Consider the following 19,869-nt stretch of genomic DNA (forward strand, 5'->3'; position numbering starts at 1 on the left):
AGCCCGGAAAGAATGACGTCCTCTGAATATCCCGCAGTAGTTACGGCTGAGAGTAGCAGTTCAGTCGTCGTCCGAGGCGGCTGCGAGCCCTTCGTCGACCAGCCGCGTGAACCGGTCGATGAGACGGTCCGTAAGCGATGGTCGGACCACCGCGAGCAGCCGCTGTGTCGCGTCCAGATCGCTCAGAGCCACGACAACACGCCCCCGTTCGCCGTACGACTTTTCGAGTATCTCCGCGTCGGCCAGTGCCGAAACGTGCCAAGAGACAGTACTCCGGGCGACGCCCAGTCGGTCGGCCAGTTCGTCTGCCGACAGGGACTCCGCTTCCAGCAGATGTAGAAGAATCGTCCGCGCGGTCTCCCGCCGGGCAAAGGCAAGCACACGTCGCTCCCAAGGGCCGTACTCTTGACTGTAATAGTGCGTTTTGCCCTGAATCTCTTCACCAACGATATCGCCGGCACGGCGCAGTTTCCGCAGGTGATACTGTGCCTGTCCGGTCGCGATATCGAGGTCTGCCGCAAGCGCGTTGAAATGGACTCCCGGTTTGGACTCGACATGGGAACGCACTTGCTCAGTAACCGTGGACATGGTCTTCAGAACAGCCTTCCACCTACCAAGACAACAGGGTATCGAGCGTTCTCACTGCGTGGGAACTCGTCTACATCCCGCCAACCAGTTCTCTCGATATGTCCTCCGCGGGGAGGGTCTGGCCGCCGTACTCTTCGGCAAACGACTCGGCGTCCGCGCTGTCGCTAAACGGAACGATAGCCGTCCCCATCGCGCCCTCCACGTCGGAGTTCGCAGCGACGGTGAGTTGCCCCACCGGCGCGAACGCCTCGGCCTCCAGATGCCGGGAGATAATTGTCTTGCCCCCGTCGGTCCGAATCTCGTAATCGGTTGTGCTGTAGTCGGTCAGGAACGTCTCCGCGGGGGTCCACCCCGCTTGCTCCTTGGCGAATCGGTGGCGATACGTGCAGGTCGTACTGCAGAACCGTGCCGGTGAGTCGTGCCCCTCGGGCGTGTTATCTTGGTAGTACGTCTGGCCGACCGGACCCGGGTGCTGGTCGATGACCATCCCACACTGGTCGCAGCTCTGGCCGCTTTCGATGCTGACCGGGTCGATTTCTTCACCGTTCCCCAGGCATCCAGAGAGTGACACGACTGCCACAGTCCCAGTCCCGGCTAGGAAGCATCGTCGTGTGAGGCCTGTTGCATGTTCAGACATACTAGATGCTACGCTGAACGACACCAAATGGTTCATGGTGCGACCGTCGAAACGCCGGTCAGTCAGGGACACTTGGCGGCGCGACTGAATAGATCGCACTCAATACCAGCAGCGCGATGAGGAAGTCGAACCCGTGTTCAGTGAGATGGTGTACGACCATTGGGACAGCACCGAGGACGGTCCCGATGCCGACCACGGACCGAAATACCAGCAACCCGATAGCGACGGTCAACAGCACGTACGGCCGTGACCGGCGGCGGTATGTACTGACCGCTGCGACGGAAAACAGCGCCAGCGTTCCAAGCGCGGAGAGGCCCAGCACGGCGATCAACAGTGCCGTTTGACCGGGACCGATCCAATCAGCCGTCGGTTGGAGCATCTCTCAGGCTTGTGTTTCGAGTGGTCGCACTGGAATCGGTTTCGGTCGCAGTCGCTGTCGCGCCCGCATCTCAGTCCGAGGTGTATACCCGAATACCGCTTCGCCAGTGAACATCTGTTCGAACGGGTATGTGACCCTCTCAGGTAGCCACCAGAACCGGTCGGCCCGCGTTCTGGACGACCCGGTCGGTCACACTTCCGATCTGGTCGCCTTCGCTGTGGGAATGCCCGTGGTATCCGAGCACGATCAGGTCGGCGTCGACCTCGTCGGCATAGCTGATAATCTCCACGTACGGTTTCCCGTGGCAGCATCGGGTGGTGACCTCGACGTCAACTGCGTCGCCTCTCTCGGCGACTTCTGCGAGTTCATCGTCCCCCCATTCCTCAACCTCGATGGTTTCCAGTTCCATACTGCTCAGGGCCGGCTCCGCGTGTCGGTCTGTATTGACAACGAAGACGGCGTGAAGCTCGGCACCGTGTTGCTCAGCCTGTTCAAGCGCGTGTGTCGCTGCGCGGTTCGCGTCAGCGCTCCCGTCGGTCGCAACCACAATTGTGTCGTACATGCTAGAATAGGGGACGCCATCCTATTTCAATCCGCTGACCATTCTCAAATGATAGTAATCTGTTATCACATACTGTGGTCGTCCACAGATCAAACGGACAGACTTTGATAGGATATCGTCAATCGAGCTTTCACGGGCGTAACCAGCTTTCCTTGCCACAAGCAAGCGAAGTCACGGCTCGATGTTTTCCCGAAAGTCGGGTGCTAATCCGGTTTGCCGGATACCGGCAAGCTCCGTTATCTCGAACTCGTAGAGTGCGACTCCGCCGGAGGTGGTGGCCGTCTGGAGCGTGTTGGGTCGCCAGGCGTTCTGTGTCATCGCCGTGATCTCCGACCATTCGTCTTCCGGCACATTGCTGATATCGCCAGCAAGCATCACGCTCTGCCACTCAAACGCGGTTTCGATGTCGTAGACGAGAAACCGGCCACGACCGGCTCGCTCAGTTAGTTCCGCTTTCTGACTCGATTCGCCCAGCAGGTAGGTGAAATAGAGGCACGCCCCGTCGTCAAAGCCGTACGATAGCGGCAGCAGATACGGAACATCTGTCGTCGGAAGCCCCAGAACGCCGGTCGAGTGTGCGGAGAGAAAGTCCTGAATCTCTTCGTCATCCATCTGTTCGAGTCCGTACTCCTCTAGTTGATCAACTGTCATAGGTCGCGTCTGATCATCCAGTTACGTATCATGAATGTAACCCCACGGTAAAAAAAGGTAGAGCGGGCTTCTCAGGAGAGAGGCTGTTTAGATTGCGGCACAGAGAGTGTCTTATCACCGAAGTCGCTCGGTACTCATCACATACTGTAGGATATCTGCCACCGAGAACTGCTGGCAACTCGGTCAAAATATTTGCGCCGTCGCTCTCAACTGCCGGATTTCTAATAGCGTGAGAATCGCGACTGCCGTTTATTTACTGACAACAACGAGTTGTAAACACAACAATGCTCGATTCCATTCTGGTCCCGACCGACGGTAGCGAACACGCGACCCGGGCCGCTGAACACGGGGCAGCGCTTGCGCGTGCGTTCAGCGCGAGCCTGCACGTCATGGCTGTCATCGATACGCGAACGGCAGGCGGGCCATTCAGCAGTGGCAATCTCGACGACGAGACACTCGACCGCATGACGGCTGACGCCGAAGAAACCGTCACAGCTATCACAGATGCGGTAGACGCCGCTGGAGCGATACAGACGACTATCCGCACGGGCAATCCAGCAGCGGAGATATGTGCATACCGTGACGACAACGAGATAGACCTGATCGCAATGGGAACGCACGGTCGCACAGGTGTCGGGCGATATCTCGCCGGGAGCGTGACAGAGAGTGTTGTCCGGCAGGCCGATGTCCCTGTCTTCACTGTCCGTGCCACCGAACAGAGTCGCGAGACCGACTCCTACGATGATATTCTCGTCCCGACGGACGGAAGCACGTCCGCAACGGCTGCTGTCGAACCGGCCTGCGAGATTGCGGCGAAGTTCGATTCCCGCGTTCACGCTCTGAACATCGTCAATCTCGGCGATATTGCGACCGGAGCGGAATACACGCTGCCGAAAGACCTGATTGACACCCTGGAATCACAGGGTGAGAAAGTCACCGAGCGGATTGCAGCGCGAGCCCGCGAAGCCGGCGTCGAGACTGTCACACAGGTCATCAATGGATTCCCGGCGGCAGATATCCTCGATTACGCCGAGGAGAACGACATCGATCTGATCGTCATGGGGACGGCCGGCCGAACCGGGCTCAATCGGTTCATTATGGGAAGCACGACAGAGCGGCTCATCAGACACGCCGATATGCCTGTGCTGGCAGTCAACGCCCGGGATCAGCATGCCAACGAGGGCTGAAACAGGGACACGCGTTCCTGTCTGTCAGCCTCCGGCTGCGTACGGCGTCCACCATGTGCCCAGCGAAGCGGCAGGCAGATACGACCCGACCATGCACTTATTGTTGTTCCTGTCGTGACAATAATTATGTCCGCGGAAAACCCGGTTACGATGACCGACGAGGAACGGGACGCGCTTCTGGACAATGGGGCACGGGTGTCCTCTCACTTGCCGCCGGCGACGCGCCGCCACACTCGGTTCCGGTTTCGTATGGGTACGACGCGCCGACCACCACCTTCTATTTCCGTCTGGCTGCCGGCACTGAGAAGTCGAAAGGCGAACTCAGCGACCGCCCGGCTACGTTCGTGACCTATCACGAGACGGAGACCGGATGGCAGAGTGTGGTCGCCAGCGGTCGACTTGAAGACGTAGAACGGGAGGGAATCGAGACTGAAACGCTAGCGGGGCTTGAGCACGTCGAAATTCCGTTGATTGACATCTTCGAACGCCCACTCCGCGAAGTGACCTTCGAATTCTACCGCCTCGTGCCGGATGACCTAACGGGCCGAACTGAACCTTAGAGCGAGACGGTCCCTTACAACACCACTCGAGACGGTCCCTTACAACACCACTCGAGGCTCCATTACACGATTTCGGAATCACCGCTCACGCCGGTGTCTCGAACCTCGTTTTATATGCTCATTTGGTTGCGATTGTCACGAGTCAGACACGACCGTTCCACCGTCGAAACCAGCGTCTCAAAGAAGAACCGCCGTAGTGTGGAGGCAAACACATATCAACACTGCGGTAGATCAGACTTCCATGTCCGAGGCCGCCCACACGCAACCAACTACCGACGTTCTTTCGGGGCTTGACAGCGAGTCTGATGGGCTGTCGGCATCGGAAGCCCGAAATCGGCTCAGCAGGCACGGCGAGAACGAAATAACGCAGGGGAGCAAACGGACACCACTCGACATCGCTGTCGCCCAGTTCGATAGCGCTCTTATCTGGGTTCTTGTTGCGGCTGCGATACTGTCCGTGTGGGCGGGCAACGCTGTTGACGCAGTGCTGATAGCCGTCATTGTGGTCGGGAACGGACTGTTCGGCTTCGTTCAGGACTACCGTGCAGAGGACACGCTCGAATCACTGCGAGAACTGACCGCACCGACAGCGACAGTCAGACGCGACGGACAGTCTGTTGCGGTCGACGCGACCGAACTCGTCCCGGGCGACGTTGTCGAACTGGAGAGCGGCGATGTCGTTCCAGCGGACGGTCGGCTAATTGACTGTCAGTCTCTGGAAGTCGACGAAGCAGCGCTCACTGGTGAGAGTACTCCGGTCGCGAAGGAAACTGAACCGGTGGATCCTGATGCACCGCTTGCGGAGCGCAAATCGATGGTGTACAAGGGGACGAATGTCACGCGTGGTTCGGGCGTTGCCGTCCTCACGGCCACCGGGATGGATACCGAGGTCGGGGCCATCGCTCGCCAACTCGCGAGCACGGAGGAAACAGACACACCGCTGCAGACGGAACTCGACACGCTCGGGCGGACGCTCGGTGTCGGCGTGATGGTGCTTGCTGCGTTTGTGGTTCCACTCCTCGTCTTCCAGGGGACCGAACTGGTTCAGGCGGCACTCACCGCAATCTCCCTCGCTGTGGCCGCGGTTCCCGAGGGACTACCAGCGGTTGTGACGCTAACGCTGGCCCTCGGTGTCCGGAAAATGGCTGATGAGAACGCGCTCGTGCGGCGCTTGCCTGCCGTCGAGGCGCTGGGCTCCGTCGATGTCATCTGTACGGACAAGACCGGAACGCTGACCGAGGGGCGGATGTCAGTCAGTCAGATCTGGGTCAACGACGCTGTTGTCGACAGTGACGAAATGGACGGAGAAGCCCTGCCTAACCGCGTTGCCATGGTGCTCCGCGCAGGGACACTGTGTAGCGATGCGACGCTCGAAGCGGGCGACCCGACAGAGCAGGCCATCGTCATGGCGGCTGACGAGTCTGGAATCGACGTCGAACGCCTCCGTGAAGAGCACCCGAGAACGGATGAGATCCCGTTCTCATCCGAGCGCAAGTGGATGGGCACTATTCACGATGACACGGTCTACGTCAAAGGTGCGCCTGAAGTCATCCTCTCGAAGTGCGCCCGCGTTCTTACCGATACCGGTCCGACTGACCTGACGCCTGACAGAGCCGAGCAGATCAGGGAACAGGTCGGCGCGTTCGCTGACGACGCGCTCAGGGTGCTCGCAGTAGCGTACACGGAGGATGTCGACGTGGTGGAACGGGATGACACTGGCGAAGCCGACGATGTCAGTGACGACCTGATCTTCGCCGGGCTGGTCGGTATGATTGACCCGGCCCGCGGGGAAGTCGCCGACGCGATTGCGGCGACCGAGCGTGCAGGCGTTGGCGTGAAGATGGTAACCGGTGACAATGTTCGGACCGCCGCAGCCATCGCCAGCGAACTCGGTCTGGGCCAACGCGTGATGGAAGGTGCCGATGTTGAGGACTGTTCCGAGGACACGCTCCGCGACCGTGTCGAGTCTGTGGACGTGTTCGCACGCACGTCTCCGGAGCACAAAGTCCGGATTCTGCAGGCACTGCAGGCGAACGGTCACACTGTCGCAATGACAGGCGACGGGGTCAACGACGCACCGGCGCTGAAAAACGCCGACATCGGCGTCGCGATGGGCGACCGTGGGACTGACGTGGCCAAACAGGCCAGCGACGTTATCTTGCTGGACGATAACTACGCGACAATCGAGCGGGCTATCGAGCGCGGGCGAGCCATCTTCGATAACGTCTGGAAGTTCGTCGGCTACCTGCTGAGTGCCAATGTGGCCGAAGTCGCCATCGTCTTTATCGCCTCGCTCTTTGGCTACCTCGTCCTGCCGGCAGTCCAGTTGCTGTGGATCAATCTCCTGACGGATGGGCTGCCAGCACTGGCACTCGGAGCCGACCCCAAAAGTGATGATGTGATGCAGCGACCGCCCAGAGATCCGGATCGCGGTATCGTTGACCACGATATGCTCGCGCTCATCGGGGGAACAGGGGTCATCTCAACAATGGTAATGCTCGGCCTGCTACTGGTCACGCTTGCCGGCGCACCCGCAGTCACGCCCTACGCGATGACGATGGTATTCACCGGGTTCGTGTTCCTCGAATTCGAAAAGCTGTACGTGATCCGCTGGCTCCGGGAGACACCGACGCTATCCAATCGCTGGCTGGCGTCCGCAGTGGGTGGGTCGATACTCCTGCAACTCGCCGTTCTGTACAGCCCCCTCAACATCTACTTCGGGACGGTCCCACTCGGACTCTCCGACTGGGGATTGCTCGGTGGCGTCCTCTTACTCGCCTTACCGCTGTATCTCGCTGTTGCCAGCGGGGTGAAGCGATTGTGACGCTTCGGACCGCCCTTATTCCAGCTGTCCGTTGAGCACTTTCGCGGCGACCAGCACCGGGTCCCAGACGGGGCTGAACGGTGGTGCGTACGCCAGGTCCAGCCGTTCGAGTTCATCGATGGTCATGCCCGCTTCGATGGCCGTCGCGAGCGTGTCGATACGTATCGCCGCCCGGTCTGCCCCAACGATTGCGCCGCCCAGCAGGCGACCACTCTTCTGGTCTGCGACCAGCGTCACGTCGGTGTCGTCACCGCCGGGGTAGTACCCTGACCGGGAGCCGGCCGTGACTGTCTTCGACACCGGGTCGAAGCCGTTAGCGCTGGCCTGCTCGTGGTCGAGGAGGCCGACGCGACCGCATTCGAGGTCGAACGCCTTCACGACGGCTGTCCCGGCGATGTTTCCGACGGGCGAGGGGTCGCCAGCGACGGTCTGCCCGATCGCGCGACCGGCCCGGTTCGCGGTCAGTCCAAGAGGAACCCAGTCAGGATCGCCGGTCACGGCGTGGCGGTCTTCGGCACAGTCTCCAGCGGCGTAGACTCCGTCGACGCTTGTCGCCCCGTACTCGTCGACTGCTATCGCACCAGAGGCACCGAGGTCGACCGGTGTGTCTTCGACGAGGGTTGTGTTCGGCCGGATGCCGATACCGACCAGCGCGAGGTCTACGTCGATGATACCGCTGTCGTGAGCGACCGATGCGACGCACCCGCTCTCGTTGCCGACGAGTTCCTCGACGGCGGTATTCAGATGTAGCGTCACGCCCTGGTTCCGGAGGTGGTCGGCAACGCGCTCGCCCACTGCTTCCCCGAACGGCGGCAGGAGGTGGCCCGACCGCTGGAAGAGGTGCGTTTCGACATCGTGCACCCGGAACGCTTCGGCCATTTCCACGCCGACGTAGCCGCCGCCGACGATAGCGACTCGCTTCGGTGGCTCCCAGTTGGCGTACTTCTCGACGAGCGTCGTATCGACGTATTCGATGCCCGTGTCGACGGCAGAGTCGCCGGGCTTGGACAGTGCGGTGCGGACCGCGGCGGCCGAATCGAGCCCGTGCATCGTGAACGCGCCGTCGCGTTCCGCCCCCGGTATCGGCCCGGTCACCGCGTGTGCGCCCGTCGCGACCAGCAGGTCGCCGTATGGCTGGCTGAACGTCTCGCCGTCGTGGGCTACGGTGATCGCTTCTGCGTCGGTGTCGACGCCGACGACCTCGTGGTTCCGGCGGAGGTCGATCCCCCGTTCGACCGCCTGCTCGGGCGACAGCGAGAGGAGGTCCGTCAGCCGCTCGACAGTTCCCTTCACGTAATACGGCGTCCCGCAGTGGGCATAGGAGACCCACTCGCCTCTTTCAAAGACAATCACGTCACGGTCCGGTGCCTCGCGGGCGAACTTGCTTGCAGCGCTTAGCCCGGCTGCGTCACCGCCGATGACTACGAACGGGTCCGTCATACAGACTCTCGTCTCGCTATGGTACTAATGATTGAGTGAGGTGTGGGTACCCCGTGCTGCCGCAGCTATTGAGTGTGCCCGACACAGATTCGATGCTGTTCGTCGCCCTCTCACTCCGCAAAAACTGCCTTTTTCCAGTTGTCACGACTGAATGGGGCTGGGAGGTGCTTCCAACTCTCACGTGATCCTAGAGCCGGCGATGACAAGACCCTGTGCGTCTCGGGCCCTTACTCGGCGTAGGATTCGATGAGTGTCCGGAGGTCTGCCTCGCCTTTGACGCCGACGACTTCTTCGACCTGCTCACCATCGGCGAACAGGATGAGCGTCGGCACGCCACGGACGCCGTACGACTGTGCGAGTTGCTGGTTGGCGTCGACATCGACTTTGGCGACGGTCGCGGCGGTCTCTGCGGCCAGCGTCTCGACGATCGGTTCGAGCATCTGGCACGGGCCACACCAGTCGGCATAGAAGTCCGTCAGGACGACATCGTACTTACTGACGACATCATCAAGCTGGTCTGCGCCGTCGATGTGAAGTGGTTCGTTTGTTGCGGTGGTTCCGGCGTCGGATGCAGTATCAGTTGCCATCACCAAAATGTACGCGGCAGCGACAAATAAGGTTTTGCCCACAATACACAATACTATGAAATACTGGCGGCTGGTAAAGATAGTAGATGGTTACCGCTTCACGGGGAGAAATCTGCTCGGCTCGGAAGCGACAGAGTATGATAGAGAGAAAGACGCGGCGTTAGCTTTCGACGGTCGGGGCTGCAGACTCGGACTGTTCGTACTTATTCTCGAACTCCTGAATGAGCTGGCCCATTTTCGCGTACCAGTCGTTAAGCATCCGCTGCATCTCGTCTGCAATCTGTGACGGGTCTGTCGGCGAGTAGACGTGGTAGTAGCCGCCCTGATCGTAGTTGATCTGATCCTTCTCGATAAAGCCCGTTTGGAGGAGCCGCTGGACGGCGCGGTACGCGGTTGAGCGCTCACGATCGACTGCATCGGCGAGTTCGTCGACGGTCAGTGGTTCCTCGGCTTCGACAAGCGCTCGAAAGCATTCCTTGTCGAGTTCCTTGAGCCCGTGGAAACATTCTAACAGACCCTCACACTGCATGTCCCGACGGAGCTGTTCAGACATCGAATCTGGCATCGTTATCACCTTTTTGTACCCGCTACGCAGTTATAAGACTTGTGTACGGTTCGCACAACTGCACGCAAAAGCTGCCAGCTAACGGGCGGGCATGGTTTCATGACCCAACCGACACGGCCCCATCGTCCGGGTAGTCTCTACTCGTCGCGGTTGTAGCGTACATCTCACCTCTCGACCTCTATGCCTCCGTTGTTGCTCACCCCGCCGCTCAAAGCCAGCGAGCCGTTCGCTGGAAGTTTTGGCTGTCTATAGCACGAGCAACATAAAGTATTTCTACGGTAGCTACATCCTCCCTGACAGAAATAGAAAACGAGGCTCTCGGAAATGATATCTGATCAGGACACTGCTTTGGCAGCCACGCAACACACGCGGCCCAATGAGGTATGAGTCGTTCTGAACCTGGGACGCCTTTTCCGGACGTCACAGGGTTACTCAAGAGTGCGATCCGCACAGGTATCGCTGTATGCTTCGCCGAGGGGATCAGAAGGCGGAGCCCTGGGGCGGTTGTGAACGCACTCATCGCTTTCGGAGGGGCGTCTCTACCAGACATCTTGGAACGGCGTTGCGCCGTTGAATTTCGGCCGTGGCAGCGGATCTATGTAGAGACAGCGATGCTGACACACGCTGTCGGGATGCTCGGCCCGTACGACGATATCTGGTGGTGGGACAATCTGACCCATATTCACTCGGCGACGGTTCTTGGTGGGCTGATTCACGTACTCTCGCGGCGGTTGGGCGTAAACCCGGAGCAGCGGGTCATTACCGGTGTCGCCACCATGGGCATCCTCTGGGAATTCATGGAGTACATCATTCACGCTTCGTCGCGACGACTCGGTCTCGAACCGATACTCGTCTCCTACGGAAAGACTGACACGCTGCTCGACCTCGTCTCAGATCTTGTCGGCGCAGTTCTCGTTCTCGTCTTCGGCGACGTCCTTCTCGGGAACCTTGTTCGACGCGAGAACGGATGAGTGTCTTCTCCCGTAGAGCGACCTATGTCCTCTCCGTGTTGAATAATCACCACCCTCACCTGACCGCACCTGAAGATTGGTGACTATGCGGCCTGTATTCACCACGTCATTCCTATCAGCTCTGGAGGGTTTCAACGGCGTCACGTAACCGTATCTCCGGCGTTACTCAGGGACCCGATACTTTTGCACATTATTCACACTATTGGGTTACATTGAAAGAGTTAGCTTGGGGTTCGAGAGCGAAGCGCCTTTGACCGCGGACTCCCGGCCTGGGCGTCACGAGCGTGAACTCCTCGAACGCTGAATGAGATATCCAGTCCGATGTAAGCAACTACGGAAGTGTACGGGGTTCCACGGACAGACCTGGCTCAGCACCCATGAAAGCGCTCGCTAACAGCGTCGCTTCCGTACCAGTCTATACCTGCAGCGCTCCTGAGGGCTGGGCAATAGTCCATATTCAGCCCACAGTACAGCTACATCCTCAACGCTTAGCGGGTTTTCTGTTAGATTCAGGATTTGCGAGATTGCGTCACGCTACCAACAGCATATCCGAAGAGACTTTGCTCTGTAGGCACAATATAATACACGAATGACGCTCCCAATCGACCCGAGTCAGATTGATCCTGAAGACATCGGCGAACAACAGGCGACGCTCGAAATGAGCCACGAGGACGCGATCGAACACGTCCGGGACGTGTTCACTGACGCCGGATTCGGTGTCCCCGTCGAGTTCTCGCCCTCCGAAATGCTCAACGAGAAGATCGACGCGGACCGTGACCCGTACTACGTGCTTGGGGCCTGTAATCCCGAAGTTGCCGACCGTGCCCTCGATGCGACGGACAACAGACTCGGTGCGCTCATGGCCTGCAACGTCGTCATCTGGGAAGAAGAGCCCGGGCAACAGCGTGTCTATCACGTCTCGATTATGCGTATCGCTCGCCTCGTCGGGATGGCACCCGACAACGAGGAGATGGCAGATATCGTCGCCGACACCGGTGAAATCGTTGACGAGGCGTTCCAGAACCTCTAACATGGGCTATCACACCTTTGATGCCGGCCGGGCCGACAAGCTCGAAGATGCACAGCAACGGTACCGTTCTCTTCTGCGGAAGAACTCCGCTGGGCGCTGTCGGCCAGTCGTGACGAGACGGTCGCGGATCTCGGGAGTGGGACCGGCTTCTACACCGACGACGTTGCACCGGCCGTCGACCACGTGTACGCTGTGGATGTGCAGGAGATGATGCACGACTACTACCGGGAGAAAGGTGTCCCCGACAACGTCGACCTCGTGACGAGTGCGGTCGACGACCTCCCGTTCGATACCAGCAGTCTCGACGCGGCGTTCTCGACGATGACATACCACGAGTTCGCTAGCGACGGGGCGCTGAGAGAGGTTGCACGGGTGCTCAAGTCCGGTGGGACGTTCGCCATCGCCGATTGGGCGGCTTCTGGAAGCGGTCGCAACGGCCCGCCCGTCGATGAACGGTTTTCGGCTGATGAGGCGACGGACGCGCTCCGCCAGCACGGGTTCACGGTTGAGTTCGAGGCTGTGCGACCGGAGACGTTTCTGCTCGTCGTGAGTGCTGAATAACGGGTCAGCATTGACCACTGGACACGCTCCGTTTCTCCGAGAGTCGGTCCGAGAACAGGAGTGCCCTACTCTGCTCTCAAACGTGCTTGGCGTTAACTGGCGAACAGCCGTCGCTCCGCCCGTTCGTGCTCGGTGGCCAATACGTCAACCAGTGGGGCGAACGGAGTCATCTCATCTACTCCTTGGCCCGCGCTATCGTCGACTGCGGCCGCCATCACCGGCTGTAGTTCGTCCAGAATTCGCTGGGCATCCGTGTGGCCGAGCGACAGGAGACGCTGGGCTGCGCCCAGGAGTCCGGTGACGAAGCCGTGACAGCACAGCAAACAAGCCTCGCGGACGGCCACGTCCGCCAGCGCCGTCGTAACGCCGAGTACGACGGCGTAGTTTCCGGGTGCTTCGTCGGCGTCGACGCGCTCCGCGTAGCGGTTCAGGAGCGCCTTGTCACGTAGTTCGGTCTGGAGCGAGAGCAGCCGGTCGCCGGACTGCTGGGCGCTCTCGCGGAACTCTGCGGCCAGCGTCACGGCCGACAGGCGCTGGTCGGCATGGCAGATCGCGTCGATATCACCGTCGGTCGCGGCGGCGTGTGCGGCCCGGAGCGCGACGAGTTCGGCGGGGCCGATTTGCCGTCGGAGATACGTCGACAGGAGCGCTTCGAGGTCTGCCGCATCTTCGACTCGGTCGTCCTGAATGAACTGTTCGAGCCCGTAGGAGACGGTGTAGGTCCCGACTGGCAGGAACGAATCCGCGAGGCGGAACGACTCAAGGGTTGGGGCGTCGCTCACTGGTCCCCTCCGTCAATAGTACGGACGCCGTGGTCGTGGGTGTGTCCAGCGCTGCCGTGACTGTGGCCACCGCCATCATGCGTGTCGGTGCCGTCACCGTGGGTGTGATCGACCCCGTCATCGTCGAACGTCGTCGGCGGCACGTGCTCGTACCGCGTCGGCACGTCCTCAGGGAGCAGGTCGGCGACCGTGTCTTCCATTCGTTCCTTCGAGTCGGTCACGGGGAACAGGGCTTCTTGCCCGCGGACTGCGAGGTTCCAGTGCTTGTTCCCGACTGCGTGGCCGACCTCCAGCGCCGCGGCCGGTGAGATATCGCTGTCGGCGAAATCGACCACAAGGGCCTCGATTTCGGCGAGTTCGACAACGACGAGAGTGCCGTCCCCAGCTTCCAATACGTCGCCGTCTGCGAGGTCACGGGCGACCACGATACCGAGGTCTTGGCCGGCTGTCGTTTCAGTCCGGACCCGCGAGCGCTGGCGTTCGGTGTCTGAGAGCACGACAGTGGCGTAGTCCGATGCATCGACGGCCTCGGTGATAGCATCGTCGCCACGGTGGCCGAGATAGGTGTCTGCGACCAGCATCAGTACTTCCTCCCGGACGGCGCAGGGGCGTCCAGTAACTCCTGTCTGGCGTGGTCCCAGGCTGCGTGGAGCGTCGACTGGACGGTCTCGGCACGGTCGCCGAGGGCACGAACGGCGACCCCGGCACCGTTCGGCAACGCTGTCGCACCGGCTCGCGCCTCACCGTCGGCGACGACTGCGTGGAGTGCGTCGCTCAGTTCGGCCTCGTCACGGTCCGGTGCGAGAACGAACGTCATCCCGTAGACGGTGAACTCGCCGAGAACGCCGGGTGCCGTGGGATCCTCTTCCTCTGGCCGCAGATGTGTCGCGTCCTCGAACAGGAGCCCATCGGGGCCGGTCCCGCGTACCCGGGAGAGGTATCGTTCGAACTCGAAGCGCTCGCCTCTGGCAAGACGACCCGGGACGACCACGTCGCTGACCACAGCAGTCGCACCTGGGCCCAGATCGACCGAAAGCTCCTGCAGGTAGCGGGAATCGGCGTGGAGTATCGTCGGCTCGGGCACGTAATCAAGGTGGCCGCCAGCGCCGACGCTGAGAGTCGTGTCGGCGGCCGCGTAGTTACACGTCATCGCCTGGACCTTCGTCGAACTCTGGGTCGAGACGTGCGCGATGGCCTCGTCCCCGACGGTTATGGACACGTCGTGGCGGTCACCCTGGGCGACGCCGCCGGTCGGCGACTGGATGAAGACGGTATCGGCCTCGGGGAGCGGGTCGTAGCCCAGCGTTCCCGAGATGTGGAATGGGACCGTCGCGTAGTCGTGAACCAGGGTCGTTCCCTCAGCCGTCCGCTCGAAGGTCAGTTCGAGCACGCCGTCTTTCCCGGGGGACCCCACGGCGGCCTGTGGCACGGCTTCGGTCGCATACCCCTCGAACGCTGGATGGGGCGCGTCGGCGGCCATCAGGCGAACAGCACCCCGTCGCGGACGTGTGTCAGCACCTCGTCGATATTCGTCTCGTCCTTGCAGTTGGTGAAGACGACCGGCCCATCCCGGACCTCGTTGGCGTCCCGGTCCATCACGTCGAGGTCGACGCCGACGTGGGGCGCGAGGTCCGTCTTGTTAACAACGAGCAGGTCACAGTCGACGACCCCCGGGCCGCGTTTGCGAGGGATGTCTTCCCCCTCTGCAACCGAGATGACGTACAGCGAGTAATCGGCGAGTTCGGGATTGAACGTCGCCGCGAGGTTGTCGCCCCCGCTTTCGACCAGCACCAGATCGAGTTCCGGATGCTCGGCGAGGAACGAATCGATCTGCTGGAGGTTCATCGACGGGTCCTCGCGGATGCCCGTGTGCGGACACGCCCCGGTTTCGACGCCGGCGACGAGGTCCTCGGGCACGACGCCGGCGAAGCGCTCGCGGAGCACATCGGCATCCTCCTGTGTGAGGATGTCGTTGGCGATGACACCCACATCAAGCCCCTGGTCGCGCAGTTCGGGAACAAGCGCGGTCAACAGTGAGGTTTTCCCGGAACCGACCGGACCGCCGATACCGACCGTCGCCACGTCGCGGTGTGTGAGACTCACTCGTCTGTCCCCGCTGAGTCTCCGCCGTCAGTCGCCGCCTCCGATTCCGTCGGTTCGTCGTCGGCCGACCCGACGCTGTCGGAGCGAATCGGGTCGTGAACCGTGACCAGTTTCGTCCCGTCGGGAAACACTGGCTCGACCTGGATCATATCTATCATCTCCGGGACGCCGTCCATCACATCCTCGCGGCCGAGCAGTTTCGACGCGCCGGAGCGGATTTCGGCGACCGACTGACCGTCCCGGCCCCGCTCGATGCACCAGTCACTGATGTAGGCGACAGCTTCGGGGTGGTTCAGCGGGACACCGCGTTCCTTGCGGCGTCGCGCGACCTCTGCGGCGGTAAAGACCGTGAGTCGCTCCTGTTCTTTGGCTGTGAGTTTCATAGCAGGTATCGCTGCGCGAGTGGGAGTTCTGAAGACGGTTCGCAGGTGACGTGGTCGCCGTCAACCCGGACCTCGAAGGTCTCCGGGTCGACCTCGATGTCGTCCGGACAGTAGCTGTTGTGCACCATGTCGTCCTTGCCGGGCGTGCGTGCGCCCTCAATCGGGACGACACGGGAGTCGAGCCCGTACTTCTCGTCGATGCCGGCCTCTGCAGCCGCCGGGGAGACGAACGACAGCGAAAGGGCGTGTTTGGCCTTGCCGACCGCACCGGCGCGTTCGCGCTGAAGAATCGGTTCGCAGGTCATCAGTGACCCGTTGGCTTCGCCCATCTCCGAGTGGACCGGGAAGCCACCCTTGAACGTCATCGCGGGCTTGACCCCGAAGAACGCAGGGTCCCACAGGCAGATGTCGGCAAGCTTGCCGGGTTCGAGTGTCCCGACGTGCTCTTCGATGCCGGCGCTGATAGCAGGATTGAGGGTGTACTTGGCGATGTAGCGCTTGATACGGTGGTTGTCCGCGCCGGTCCCTTCGTCTTCGGGCAGCGGGCCACGCTGGGATTTCATCTTCGAGGCCGTCTGCCATGTCCGTGGGATGACTTCAGCCATCCGACCCATCGCCTGTGAGTCCGAGGTCATCATCGAAATCGCGCCCATGTCATGGAGCACGTCCTCGGCGGCGATGGTCTCCGCCCGAACGCGGGATTCGGCGAAGGCCACGTCTTCCGGCACATCGGGGTTGAGGTGGTGACACACCATCACCATGTCCAGATGCTCGTCAAACGTGTTATCGGTATACGGCATCGATGGGTTTGTCGACGACGGCAGCATGTTCGGTTCGCCGACCATCTCCATGATGTCCGGCGCGTGGCCCCCGCCCGCACCCTCGATGTGGAACAGATGCATGGTCCGGCCGTCGACAGCCCCGAAGGTGTTCTCGAGGAACCCGGCTTCGTTCAGCGTATCGGTGTGCATACACACCTGCACGTCCTCGTCTTCGGCGACCTCGAGGCAGGTGTCGATTGTCTCGGGCGTCGACCCCCAGTCCTCGTGGAGTTTCAGTCCACAGGCCCCGGCTTCGACCTGCTCGCGGAGCGGGCCGGGCTCGGAGGCGTTACCCTTCCCGTAGAAACCGACGTTGACCGGCCACGCCTCGGCTGCCTGCAGGAAGCGCTTGACGTTCTCTGGCCCGGTCGTACAGGTGGTCGCGCCGCCGCCGTACCCGCCGCCGAACATCGTCGTGATACCGCCCGACAGCGCGTGTTCGTGAAGCTGGGCGGAATTAAAGTGGACGTGGATGTCGAGGCCGCCGGCGGTCGCTATCTTCCCCTCGGCTGGATACACGTCCGTCGATGGGCCGACGACCATGTCGACGCCGTCCATCGTGTCGGGGTTGCCGGCCTTCCCGATACCGGCGATTTCCCCGTTGCGAATCCCGATGTCGGCGGCGACGATACCGAGTATCGGGTCGATAATCGTCGCGTTCGTCAGCACCCAGTCGAGCGCGCCCTCTGCCTGTGTGACGCCGGGAGCCATTCCCAGCCCGTCTCGGAGCGTCTTCCCGCCGCCGAACACCGCCTCGTCGCCGTGGGTCCGCAGGTCCTCTTCGACCTTGGCGAACAGCTCCGTATCACCCAGCCGGACTTTGTCTCCCGTCGTCGGCCCGTACAGTTCGGCGTAGTTCTCGCGGTCGATGTCGCGTGTCATCGGTCGGACTCCGCGTCGCCGTCGTCCGTTGCGGTCTCGGCCGTGTCCCCGAACCCTGCCGCCCGCATCCGCTCGACTGCGTCGCTCGTGTCGCCGTCGACGCTCCCGTTGACCAGTCCGTTCATCCCGTGGGCGCGTCGCTTCCCACCGATTTCGACGAGTTTCGACCGTCTGCTCGTCGCCGGGTTCGAACCGGACGGCCGTGCCGGCAGGAATATTCAGCCGCATCCCCATGGCCGCTTCGCGGTCGAACTCTAGGGCCGCATTGGCCTCGAAGAAATGGAAATGCGACCCGACTTGCGAGGGTCTGTCGCCGGTGTTCCCGACAGTCACTTCCGTCGTCTCCCGGCCTTCGTTCAGCGTCACTGTCCCTTCGCCCGGGATGACCTCGCCGGGCACGAGTCTATCACTCATCGCGCCACCGCCCCGAGTATTTCTGACTGTTTGTCTATCATCTGCCCGTCTCTTTGAATACACATACTAAAATGATTGCTCTCTGCGCAAGTGACGCCTCTATATCGAGAACCGGATTAAATGCTAAAGTTTCAGACCTACATAAAGGGGTTCGACTATCGAACTGTCCTACTTCCGGGAGTCAACACGACTCACGTCCAGTCTGCCGGCGGTCTCGATGACCGGCGACACTGACAGCGCGGGCGAGCATAGAACGGGTGATTTCGGGCCGCAGAAGCCAGATTTGACTGACAGCGGCTGTACAGGTCACTGCACCGGAACAACGCCGGCAGTTTGTTCTTTTGTCCCATTGACCGAGAGCGACACAAAATAGCGGAATAGTTCAAATTTCACCAGCAGTACTACTGCTTTGGCTGACTATTCGTCATATCCTTTGATGACCTTATACTATCAAGACTGTGTGATGGACAATATAAGATAAGAGTGGTAAACCTTATTTGCCACCTCCCAGACGGCAACACTGTGAACGACATCATGGACGAACGTTCGGATATCGTGAGTAAAGAACGAGAGATGACCAAAGATGATGGAAATATCAATCCTAACAAAAACCTAGTATCGGAGGTGGAAGCATGAGCCGGTCCCCCCTCAGTCGCCGGCAATTCCTCGGCGCGAGCGGGGCCGCACTCGCCACCGGCCTCGCCGGCTGTTCCGCCGGCGAAGGCGGCACCTCGACGGACACCGCGAGCAGTACTGATACGCTCAAAATTGGGGTTTCAGAGGACCAGTCTGGGAACTTCGCTCTCGTCGGCGACCCGAAGGCAAAGGCGTCGATGCTCGCCATTGAGGAAATCAACGCCAACGGCGGTATCGACGGGAAGCAGATTGAGACGTTCCAGCGTGACCCCCAGTCTGACAATCAGCGCTATCAGGAGCTGACTCGCACGGCGATCAACGAGGAGAACGTTGACGCGCTGTGGGCCGGCTACTCCTCGGCAACCCGGGAGGCGATACGTCCGATAATCGACCGCAACGAACAGCTCTACTTCTACACCACGCAGTACGAGGGCGGCGTCTGTGACGAATTCACCTTCGCGGTCGGGCCGACCGCCCGCCAACAGCTCGGTATCGTCCTCCCGTATCTGGTCGAGGAGTTCGGCCCGGACATCTACACCATCGCGGCCGACTACAACTTCGGCCAGCTCTCCGCGGACTGGGTGAAGGTGCTGGCAAACGAAAACGACGCAAACGTCCTTGGTGAGGAGTTCATCCCGCTCAGCGAATCCTCTTTCGGCTCGACGATCAACCGAATTCAGGAGGCCGACCCGGACTTCGTCATGTCGATGCTCGTCGGGGCGAACCACACGTCGTTCTACGAACAGAAGGCCTCGGCCGGCCTCGACGTGCCAATCGGCACCTCGACGGCGATGGCACAGGGATATGAGCACCGACGGCTCGACGCCCCGGCGATGGCCAACATCTACGCGGGTGTCAACTACATGGAGGAGGTGCCGACCGACAGCAACACGGGCGACGGCGGCTTCGTCGACCGGTACTTCGAGATGTACCCCGACGCGCCCTACCTCAACGAGGAAGCTGAGACCAACTACTTCTCGACGTACATGTACAAGAAAGCCGTCGAGCAGGCCGGGACCACCGAACAGCCGGAAGTCGTCGACGCCTTGGAGTCGGGCATCGAACTCGGCACCGAGGAGGCACCCGAAGCACCGGAAGGTGAGACGATCCGCCTTGACGGTGCAACCCACCACGTCGACCACCACATGTGGATTATGCGCGCCGACGACGAGCACAACGTCGAAGCCGTCGAAAACCGCCAGATTCCCGAAACGTTCCTCTCGGAGACGGCCGGCTGTAACCTCCCCGAGAACCCGGAGCAGACCCAGTACACCCCGGTGGACTACTACGAGGAGGCCGAGTAGGG

The 19,869-nt window shown here is 61.1% G+C and carries 19 protein-coding genes and 2 pseudogenes; 7 read left to right on the plus strand and 14 right to left on the minus strand.

Annotation, left to right across the window (positions count from 1 at the left end):
- Window positions 1-60: 60 nt before the first annotated feature.
- From ACODNH_RS23190 to ACODNH_RS23210, 5 genes are all read right to left on the minus strand, one after another.
- Window positions 61-588: a winged helix-turn-helix transcriptional regulator gene (locus tag ACODNH_RS23190; RefSeq protein ID WP_434531795.1), complete on the minus strand. Its 528-nt coding sequence runs from the start codon at window positions 586-588 to the stop codon at window positions 61-63.
- Between the two features lie 70 nt (window positions 589-658).
- A complete protein-coding gene (locus tag ACODNH_RS23195) occupies window positions 659-1,225 on the minus strand; it encodes a nitrous oxide reductase accessory protein NosL (protein WP_306710705.1) in 567 nt (188 codons plus the stop codon).
- A gap of 58 nt (window positions 1,226-1,283) precedes the next feature.
- Window positions 1,284-1,604, minus strand: a complete 321-nt coding sequence (locus tag ACODNH_RS23200; protein WP_306710703.1) for a DUF7471 family protein — start codon at window positions 1,602-1,604, stop codon at window positions 1,284-1,286.
- A gap of 139 nt (window positions 1,605-1,743) precedes the next feature.
- Window positions 1,744-2,166 carry a universal stress protein gene (locus ACODNH_RS23205; RefSeq protein WP_306710701.1) on the minus strand — a complete coding sequence of 141 codons (423 nt, stop codon included), beginning with the start codon at window positions 2,164-2,166 and terminating at the stop codon, window positions 1,744-1,746.
- Between the two features lie 171 nt (window positions 2,167-2,337).
- Window positions 2,338-2,817 carry a pyridoxamine 5'-phosphate oxidase family protein gene (locus ACODNH_RS23210; RefSeq protein ID WP_434531796.1) on the minus strand — a complete coding sequence of 160 codons (480 nt, stop codon included), beginning with the start codon at window positions 2,815-2,817 and terminating at the stop codon, window positions 2,338-2,340.
- Window positions 2,818-3,101: 284 nt separating this feature from the next.
- On the opposite strand from ACODNH_RS23210, the gene ACODNH_RS23215 reads away from it, so the two are divergent.
- The 3 genes and pseudogenes from ACODNH_RS23215 (at window position 3,102) to ACODNH_RS23225 (ending at window position 7,388) form a co-directional block, all read left to right on the plus strand.
- Entirely contained in the window at window positions 3,102-4,004 is a 903-nt protein-coding gene (locus ACODNH_RS23215; protein ID WP_434531797.1) for a universal stress protein, read from the plus strand.
- A 126-nt stretch (window positions 4,005-4,130) separates the two neighbouring features.
- A pseudogene (locus tag ACODNH_RS23220) lies at window positions 4,131-4,564 on the plus strand (pyridoxamine 5'-phosphate oxidase family protein).
- A 241-nt stretch (window positions 4,565-4,805) separates the two neighbouring features.
- Entirely contained in the window at window positions 4,806-7,388 is a 2,583-nt protein-coding gene (locus ACODNH_RS23225; RefSeq protein WP_434531798.1) for a calcium-translocating P-type ATPase, PMCA-type, read from the plus strand.
- A gap of 15 nt (window positions 7,389-7,403) precedes the next feature.
- Here ACODNH_RS23225 and ACODNH_RS23230 read toward each other — a convergent pair whose 3' ends face one another.
- The 3 genes from ACODNH_RS23230 to ACODNH_RS23240 all read right to left on the minus strand — a co-directional run bounded on the left by ACODNH_RS23230 (window position 7,404) and on the right by ACODNH_RS23240 (window position 9,980).
- Window positions 7,404-8,828, minus strand: a complete 1,425-nt coding sequence (locus ACODNH_RS23230) for an FAD-dependent oxidoreductase (protein WP_434531799.1) — start codon at window positions 8,826-8,828, stop codon at window positions 7,404-7,406.
- A 227-nt stretch (window positions 8,829-9,055) separates the two neighbouring features.
- Entirely contained in the window at window positions 9,056-9,415 is a 360-nt protein-coding gene (trxA, locus tag ACODNH_RS23235) for a thioredoxin (protein WP_306710688.1), read from the minus strand.
- Between the two features lie 160 nt (window positions 9,416-9,575).
- On the minus strand, window positions 9,576-9,980 hold the full coding sequence (locus ACODNH_RS23240) for a helix-turn-helix domain-containing protein (RefSeq protein ID WP_306710686.1): 405 nt from the start codon (window positions 9,978-9,980) through the stop codon (window positions 9,576-9,578).
- Window positions 9,981-10,363: 383 nt separating this feature from the next.
- Between ACODNH_RS23240 and ACODNH_RS23245 the strand changes: the two genes are divergently transcribed.
- The 3 genes and pseudogenes from ACODNH_RS23245 (at window position 10,364) to ACODNH_RS23255 (ending at window position 12,542) form a co-directional block, all read left to right on the plus strand.
- The gene (locus tag ACODNH_RS23245) at window positions 10,364-10,951 is read left to right on the plus strand and encodes a hypothetical protein (RefSeq protein ID WP_434531800.1); all 588 of its coding nucleotides are present in this window, start codon (window positions 10,364-10,366) and stop codon (window positions 10,949-10,951) included.
- A 589-nt stretch (window positions 10,952-11,540) separates the two neighbouring features.
- Window positions 11,541-11,981 (plus strand): DUF302 domain-containing protein, encoded by a 441-nt coding sequence (locus ACODNH_RS23250; RefSeq protein ID WP_306710682.1) that lies wholly within the window; start codon window positions 11,541-11,543, stop codon window positions 11,979-11,981.
- 1 nt (window position 11,982) lies between these two features.
- A pseudogene (locus tag ACODNH_RS23255) lies at window positions 11,983-12,542 on the plus strand (class I SAM-dependent methyltransferase).
- 92 nt (window positions 12,543-12,634) lie between these two features.
- Here ACODNH_RS23255 and ACODNH_RS23260 read toward each other — a convergent pair.
- Genes ACODNH_RS23260 through ureC form a run of 6 tightly spaced genes read right to left on the minus strand, consistent with a single transcriptional unit; the run spans window position 12,635 to window position 17,927 of the window.
- The gene (locus ACODNH_RS23260; protein ID WP_434531801.1) at window positions 12,635-13,324 is read right to left on the minus strand and encodes an urease accessory protein UreF; all 690 of its coding nucleotides are present in this window, start codon (window positions 13,322-13,324) and stop codon (window positions 12,635-12,637) included.
- Window positions 13,321-13,905, minus strand: a complete 585-nt coding sequence (locus tag ACODNH_RS23265) for an urease accessory protein UreE (RefSeq protein WP_434531802.1) — start codon at window positions 13,903-13,905, stop codon at window positions 13,321-13,323. Before ACODNH_RS23265 ends, ACODNH_RS23260 begins: the two co-directional genes overlap by 4 nt.
- The gene (gene ureD / locus ACODNH_RS23270; RefSeq protein WP_434531803.1) at window positions 13,905-14,804 is read right to left on the minus strand and encodes an urease accessory protein UreD; all 900 of its coding nucleotides are present in this window, start codon (window positions 14,802-14,804) and stop codon (window positions 13,905-13,907) included. Before ureD ends, ACODNH_RS23265 begins: the two co-directional genes overlap by 1 nt.
- Window positions 14,804-15,427: an urease accessory protein UreG gene (ureG, locus tag ACODNH_RS23275; protein WP_434531804.1), complete on the minus strand. Its 624-nt coding sequence runs from the start codon at window positions 15,425-15,427 to the stop codon at window positions 14,804-14,806. The genes ureD and ureG overlap by 1 nt, the downstream gene beginning before the upstream one ends.
- Window positions 15,424-15,810, minus strand: coding sequence for an urease subunit gamma (locus ACODNH_RS23280; RefSeq protein WP_306710668.1), 387 nt, complete (start codon window positions 15,808-15,810; stop codon window positions 15,424-15,426). Before ACODNH_RS23280 ends, ureG begins: the two co-directional genes overlap by 4 nt.
- Window positions 15,807-17,927, minus strand: coding sequence for an urease subunit alpha (gene ureC / locus ACODNH_RS23285; RefSeq protein WP_434531805.1), 2,121 nt, complete (start codon window positions 17,925-17,927; stop codon window positions 15,807-15,809). Before ureC ends, ACODNH_RS23280 begins: the two co-directional genes overlap by 4 nt.
- Before the next feature lie 632 nt (window positions 17,928-18,559).
- Between ureC and ACODNH_RS23290 the strand changes: the two genes are divergently transcribed.
- Entirely contained in the window at window positions 18,560-19,867 is a 1,308-nt protein-coding gene (locus ACODNH_RS23290; protein WP_434531806.1) for an urea ABC transporter substrate-binding protein, read from the plus strand.
- Window positions 19,868-19,869: the final 2 nt, after the last annotated feature.

Origin of the sequence: Haloarcula sp. NS06, assembly GCF_051122755.1 — an archaeon.
In the GTDB taxonomy this organism is placed as follows: domain Archaea; phylum Halobacteriota; class Halobacteria; order Halobacteriales; family Haloarculaceae; genus Haloarcula.